This window comes from Streptomyces spongiae, from assembly GCF_009377185.1.
GTDB classification, from domain to species: domain Bacteria; phylum Actinomycetota; class Actinomycetes; order Streptomycetales; family Streptomycetaceae; genus Streptomyces; species Streptomyces spongiae.
The window spans coordinates 1-6,241 of record NZ_VJZC01000583.1 but is presented as its reverse complement, the minus strand read 5'-3'; the positions used below and the strand labels follow the sequence as shown (position 1 = coordinate 6,241).

Here is a 6,241-nt window from a genome sequence, read left to right as displayed (position 1 = left end):
GGGTAGGGGCGGCGGGGGCGAGCAACCCCTCGCTACGATGCCCGTACGCGATCAATCGGCGAGGAGGCACGCATGGCAGGGGAGCCGCAGGACGACTGCTTGTTCTGCAAGATCGTGGCGGGACAGATCCCGGCGACCGTGGTTCGGGAGACGGAGACGACCCTCGCGTTCCGGGACATCAACCCGCAGGCACCGACGCACGTGCTCGTCATCCCGAGGGTGCACTACCCCGACATCGCCTCCCTCGGCACCGCCGAGCCGGCCGTCGCCGCGGACGTGCTGCGCGAGAGCGGCGAGGTGGCCGCGGAGGAGAAACTGGAGAGCTACCGCGTCGTGTTCAACACCGGCAGCGGCGCCGGCCAGACCGTCTGGCACGCGCACGCGCACGTCCTCGGCGGGCGCGGCCTCGAATGGCCTCCCGGGTAACTCGCCGTGTCCGTACGCGAACTGGTGGTCCTGGGTACCGCCAGCCAGGTCCCGACCCGGCACCGCAACCACAACGGGTACGTACTGCTGTGGGACGGCGAGGGGATCCTGTTCGACCCCGGTGAGGGCACGCAGCGGCAGATGCTGCGTGCCGGGGTCTCCGCGCACGACCTGCACCGGATCTGTGTCACGCACTTCCACGGGGATCACTCGCTGGGCCTCGCCGGTGTCATCCAGCGCATCAACCTCGACCGCGTGCCGCACGACGTCACCGCGCACTACCCGCGCTCCGGCCAACGCTTCTTCGACCGGCTGCGGTACGCGACCGCCTACCGCGAGACCGTGCAGCTGATCGAGGCGCCGGTCGCGGAGGACGGTGTCCTCGCCGCCACACCCTCGTACAGTCTGGAAGCCCGCAGACTCTCCCATCCCGTCGAGTCGTTCGGGTACCGGCTCGTCGAGCCCGACGGGCGGCGCATACTGCCGGAACGGCTGGCCGCGCACGGGATCAAGGGGCCGGACGTCGGGCGGATACAGCGTGAGGGGACCTTTGGGGGCGTCTCGCTCGAGGACGTGAGCGAGGTGCGGCGCGGGCAGCGGTTCGCGTTCGTGATGGACACCCGGTTGTGCGAGGGCGTGTACGCGCTGGCGGACGGGTGCGACATGCTCGTCATCGAGTCGACCTTTCTTGATGAGGACTCGGAACTCGCCGAAGAACATGGGCATCTGACGGCAGGTCAGGCGGCTCGTGTGGCGCGGGAGGTGGGGGTGCGGCATCTCGTGCTGACGCATTTCAGTCAGCGGTACACCGAGCCCGGTGAGTTCGAGCGGCAGGCGCGGGCGGCCGGGTTCGAGGGGGAGTTGACCGTGGCGCGGGATTTGTTGCGGGTGCCGGTTCCGAAGCGCAGGTAAACGGGTGCCGGTTCCGAAGCGTAGGTTAACGGGTGCCGGTTCCGAAGCGTAGATAAAACGGCCGTACGATGCCTTGATGCCCCTCCCCAAAGCTGAACTGCACCTGCACATCGAAGGCACCCTGGAGCCCGAGCTGGCGTTCGCGCTGGCTGCGCGGAACGGGGTCGCGTTGCCGTACGCCGACACGGACGAGCTCCGCGAGGCGTACCGGTTCGAGGATCTGCAGTCCTTCCTGAACCTGTACTACGAGCTCATGGCCGTCCTGCGGACCGAGCGGGACTTCGAGGACCTGGCCGACGCGTATCTCGCCCGGGCCGCCGCGCAGGGTGTGCGGCACGCCGAGATCTTCTTCGATCCGCAGGCCCACATCGCGCGGGGTGTGGGGATGGGGACCGTGGTGGAGGGGCTGTGGCGTGCCCTTGGGCGCAGTGAGTCCACGCACGGGGTCTCCACCCAGCTGATCATGTGCTTCCTGCGGGACGAGTCCGCCGAGTCGGCGATGGAGACGCTGGACGCCGCCAAGCCCTATCTCGACCGGATCGTGGGCGTCGGGCTCGACTCCGCGGAGGTCGGGCATCCGCCGGTGAAGTTCCGGGAGGTGTACGAGGCGGCGGCCGGTCTCGGGCTGCGGCGGGTGGCGCACGCGGGGGAGGAGGGGCCGCCGTCGTACATCGTCGAGGCGCTGGACGTGCTCGGGGTCGAGCGGGTCGACCATGGGTTGCGGTGCATGGAGGACTCGGCGTTGGTGGAGCGGCTTGTGCGGGAGCGGGTGCCGTTGACGTTGTGCCCGCTGTCGAATGTGCGGCTGCGTGCGGTGGATGTTCTCGCCGACCATCCGTTGCCCGCGATGTTGGATGCGGGGCTGGTGTGCACGGTCAATTCCGATGATCCCGCGTACTTTGGTGGCTACGCCGGGGACAACTTCGACGCGGTGCGGTTGACGCTGGGGCTGAGCGAGGAGCGGTTGCGTGAGCTGGCGCGCAATTCGTTCGTGGCGTCGTTCCTGGAGCATGACGAGGAGCGGCGTCGGCGGTATCTGGCTGAGGTGGAGGCGTACGAGTTCGGGTAGCAGCGGTCGTTCGGCTTTCCCGCCGTCGTGGCTGGTCACGCAGTTTCCCGCGCCCCTAAGAGCCTGGGGCGCGCCCGGCATCATCATGTGCTGCTTCTGCCGCGGACCGGAGCGTCTGCGGTTCGTTCGTGGGCCTTGCGTGCGTACGCGGCTGCGGGTGCGTCGTGGTGCGGGTGCGCGAGATTAACGGTGCGTCGTGGTGCCGGGCGCGGGCACGGCTCTCAAGGGGCGCGGGGAACTGCGCGACCAGCCACGACGCACCCGCAGTCGACCACCGACAACAACCCGGCAGACGAGACCCGCTCAGGCTCAACGCCAGTTGACCGCACCCGACGCCCCGGGCGTCGCCGACTCCACCTTGGCCCGGATCTCCCGCATCACCGCGATGATCTGCTCCTCGTGGCTCGCCGAGAGCCGCGCCACCGGCACCGAGCAGCTGATGGCGTCCTGAGCGGGAGCGTCGTAGCGCAGGGCGAAGCCGAAGCCGACGATGCCGGGGACGCCCTCCTCGCGGTCCACGGAGTAGCCGCGCGCACGCGTGGCCGTGAGGTCGGCCAGGAGGGACTCGCGGGTGGTGTGGGTGTTGGGGGTGAGCCGGACGTACGGAGGCTCGGGGAGGGACGCGTCGGGGCGTTCCGCCAGGAGGGCCTTGCCCAGGGCGCCCGCGTGGGCGGGGAGTCGGCGGCCCACGCGGCTGATCGTGCGCAGGTACTCGTGGGACTCGCGGGTCGCGAGGTAGGCGACGTCCGGACCGTCCAGCCGGCCCATGTGGATCGTCTCGCCCAGCGCGTCGGAGGCCTCGTCGAGGTAGGGGCGTACGACACGGACGCGCGGGTCGGAGTCCAGGTAGCTCGTGCCGGTGAGGAGGGCGCGGATGCCGATGCCGTAGAGGGATCCCGTGGTGTCCGTACGGACCCAGCCGCGGTTGATCAGGGTCTGGAGCAGGGCGTACATCGAGCTGCGGGGGACCTGGAGCTCGTCCGCCAGTTCCTGGAGGCGTGCGGGACGGTCGCCGCGGGCGGCCAGGAGTTCCAGGAGGTCGACCGTGCGGGCGGCGGACTTCACCTCGCGCACACCGCGCTCGTCCGTGGGTTCCGACATGAGCAGATCGTAAGGGGATCGCGCGCGACCATTGACGGTTGGTGTTCGTCTCTCTAGCCTCCATCTTCATACGTGGATAGTGTCTACGTATGGAGACGGAGGAGTCGCCCTGTGACCCGCGATCTGACCATCACCGAGGTGCGTCTGACCCCGATCCTCGTCGCCGATCCGCCCCTGCTGAACACCTCGGGGGTGCACCAGCCGTACACCCCGCGGCTGATCGTGGAGGTGGTGACCGCCGACGGGACCTCCGGGTTCGGTGAGACCTACGGCGACGGCAAGTATCTGGAGCTCGCCCGGCCGCTCGGCGAGATGCTGGTGGGGCGTCAGGTCTCCGATCTGGGTGGTCTGTTCGCCTTGGCCGATGAGGTCGCCGTGGACCGGGCCCGGGTCGAGAACCAGCTCGATGTGGGTGGGCAGCGGGGCGTGCAGAGCGCTGACAAGTTGCGGCTGTCCGTCGCGTCCGGGTTCGAGGTCGCCTGTCTCGACGCGTTGGGCAAGGCGCTCGGGCTGCCCGTCCACGCGCTGCTCGGCGGCAAGGTACGGGACGCGGTCGAGTACAGCGCGTATCTCTTCTACAAGTGGGCCGACCACCCCGAGGGCGTCACCTGCGAGAAGGACGACTGGGGGGCCGCCGTCGATCCGGCCGGGATCGTCGAGCAGGCGCGGAAGTTCAAGGAGCGGTACGGGTTCACGTCGTTCAAGCTCAAGGGCGGGGTCTTCCCGCCCGACGAGGAGATCGCCGCCGTGCGCGCGCTCGCGGAGGCCTTTCCCGGGCATCCGCTGCGGCTCGACCCCAACGGGGCCTGGTCCGTGGAGACGTCGATCAAGGTCGCGGACGCGCTGGGCGAGGTACTGGAGTACCTGGAGGACCCGACGCTCGGCACGCGCGCGATGGCCGACGTGTACGTACGCACCGGCGTGCCGCTCGCCACGAACATGTGCGTGACGACCTTCGCCGAGATCAAGGAGGCGTTCACGCGGAACGCCGTCCAGGTCGTCCTGTCCGACCATCACTACTGGGGCGGCCTGCGCAACACCCAGCAGCTCGCCGCCATCTGCCGGACCTTCGGGGTGGGGGTGTCCATGCACTCCAACACCCACCTCGGGATCTCCCTCGCCGCGATGACCCATGTCGCCGCGACCGTGCCCGGCCTCCACCACGCCTGCGACTCCCACTACCCCTGGCAGTCCGAGGACGTGCTCACCGAACGCCTCACGTTCGAGGGCGGCAGGGTCGCCGTCTCCGACGCGCCGGGCCTCGGTGTCGAGGTCGACCGCGAGAAGGTGGAGTTCCTCCATCGACGGTGGCTCGAAGACGACGGCTCGCTGCGGGACCGGGACGACGCGGCCGCCATGCGGGTCGCCGACCCCGGGTGGGTCCCTCCGGCCGTGCCCCGCTGGTAGGGGGCGGTACCGCTCCGGGGCCGCGGTGGGCGCCTGACGCGGGGCGCGTGCGCGGTCGTACGACGCGTGGGGCGGCTCCGGCGTGAGCGACGGCGCCGTGCGGGGCGGTTGGTGCACACTGGCCTGATCCGCACCATGCCAGGGAGCACACCGTGACCGCGTCCAGAGGAGAGCGAACGTACCGCCGGCCCCAGGTCGACCCCCTCGCCGCCCTGCGCACACCGGACGACCCGCCGTGGGACGTGTACCTGACCGGCACCGTCTTCCTCGACATCGTCTTCACCGGGCTCGACTCCGCCCCCGTGCGCGGTACCGAGTCCTGGGCGCGCGGAATGGGGTCGAGCCCCGGCGGCGTGGCGAACATGGCGACCGCGCTGGCCCGGCTCGGCCTGCGGACGTCCCTGGCGGCGGCCTTCGGGGACGACCACTACGGGGAGTACTGCTGGGACGCCCTGGAGCAGGGCGAGGGCATCGACCTGACCCCGTCCCGTACGGTGCCCGGCTGGCACTCCCCGGTCACCGTCTCGATGGCGTACGAGGGCGAGCGCACGATGGTCTCGCACGGTCATGAGCCGCCGCCGGAGGAGACCGCGCCGGACTGCCCGCCCCCGGCGCGCGCCGCCGTCGCCTCCCTGACGCCCGGAGTGCGCGCTCCCTGGATCGCGCAGGCCGCCGCCAAGGACGCCCGGATCTTCGCCGACGTCGGCTGGGACGACACCGGGCGCTGGGACCTGGCGGGGCTCGCCGACCTGGAGCACTGCGAGGCGTTCCTGCCCAACGCGGCGGAGGCGATGCGCTACACCGGCGCCGACTGCCCGCGCGCGGCCGCGCGCGCCCTCACCGAGCATGTGCCGCTCGCCGTGGTCACCCTCGGTGCGCAGGGGGCGTACGCCGTGGACGCGCGGACCGGTGAGACCGCCGAGGTGCCGGCCATCGCCGTCGAGGCGATGGATCCCACGGGGGCGGGGGACGTGTTCGTGGCGGGGTTCGTGGCCGGGACGCTGGCGGAGTGGCCGCTGGCGGACCGGCTGGCCTTCGCCGGGCTGACCGCGGCGCTGTCGGTGCAGGAGTTCGGGGGCTCTCTGTCTGCTCCGGGGTGGGCCGAGATCGCCGCGTGGTGGCGGCGTGTGCAGTCGCTGGAGGGCCAGGACCCTGCCGCCCTGCGGCGCTATGCCTTCCTGGAGGACCAGGTGCCCGAGGAGGCGGTGCGGCCGTGGCCCCTGCGGCGGGCGGTACCGACGATCGGGTTCCGCCGCTCGGCGTAGGCGCGCGGCGGTTCAGCGAGGGTGTCTGGGGTGGGTGGATTGTGTGCGGGTGAGTGGGGGC

At 71.0% G+C, this 6,241-nt stretch carries 6 protein-coding genes; 5 read left to right on the top strand and 1 reads right to left on the bottom strand.

Annotated features, from left to right (window positions below; translation table 11 throughout):
* The first annotated feature begins 72 nt into the window (after positions 1-72).
* From FNH08_RS42060 to FNH08_RS42050, 3 genes are all read left to right on the top strand, one after another.
* Positions 73-426, top strand: coding sequence for a histidine triad nucleotide-binding protein (locus tag FNH08_RS42060; protein WP_152776779.1), 354 nt, complete (start codon positions 73-75; stop codon positions 424-426).
* A 6-nt stretch (positions 427-432) separates the two neighbouring features.
* Positions 433-1,338 carry a ribonuclease Z gene (locus FNH08_RS42055; RefSeq protein WP_322726334.1) on the top strand — a complete coding sequence of 302 codons (906 nt, stop codon included), beginning with the start codon at positions 433-435 and terminating at the stop codon, positions 1,336-1,338.
* A 76-nt stretch (positions 1,339-1,414) separates the two neighbouring features.
* Entirely contained in the window at positions 1,415-2,407 is a 993-nt protein-coding gene (locus FNH08_RS42050) for an adenosine deaminase (protein ID WP_152776778.1), read from the top strand.
* Positions 2,408-2,716: 309 nt separating this feature from the next.
* On the opposite strand, the gene FNH08_RS42045 is transcribed toward FNH08_RS42050, so the two are convergent.
* Entirely contained in the window at positions 2,717-3,508 is a 792-nt protein-coding gene (locus FNH08_RS42045; protein ID WP_152776777.1) for an IclR family transcriptional regulator, read from the bottom strand.
* 111 nt (positions 3,509-3,619) lie between these two features.
* Between FNH08_RS42045 and FNH08_RS42040 the strand changes: the two genes are divergently transcribed.
* On the top strand, positions 3,620-4,915 hold the full coding sequence (locus FNH08_RS42040) for a glucarate dehydratase family protein (protein ID WP_322726333.1): 1,296 nt from the start codon (positions 3,620-3,622) through the stop codon (positions 4,913-4,915).
* Between the two features lie 152 nt (positions 4,916-5,067).
* On the top strand, positions 5,068-6,180 hold the full coding sequence (locus FNH08_RS42035; protein WP_322726332.1) for a carbohydrate kinase family protein: 1,113 nt from the start codon (positions 5,068-5,070) through the stop codon (positions 6,178-6,180).
* The last annotated feature ends 61 nt before the right edge of the window (positions 6,181-6,241 follow it).

Excerpts from the sequence above, each read along its gene's own strand:
- FNH08_RS42060 (WP_152776779.1), top strand. The coding sequence starts at position 73 with ATGGCAGGGGAGCCGCAGGACGACTGCTTGTTCTGCAAGATCGTGGCG.
- FNH08_RS42050 (WP_152776778.1), top strand. The coding sequence starts at position 1,415 with ATGCCCCTCCCCAAAGCTGAACTGCACCTGCACATCGAAGGCACCCTG.
- FNH08_RS42045 (WP_152776777.1), bottom strand. The coding sequence starts at position 3,508 with ATGTCGGAACCCACGGACGAGCGCGGTGTGCGCGAGGTGAAGTCCGCC.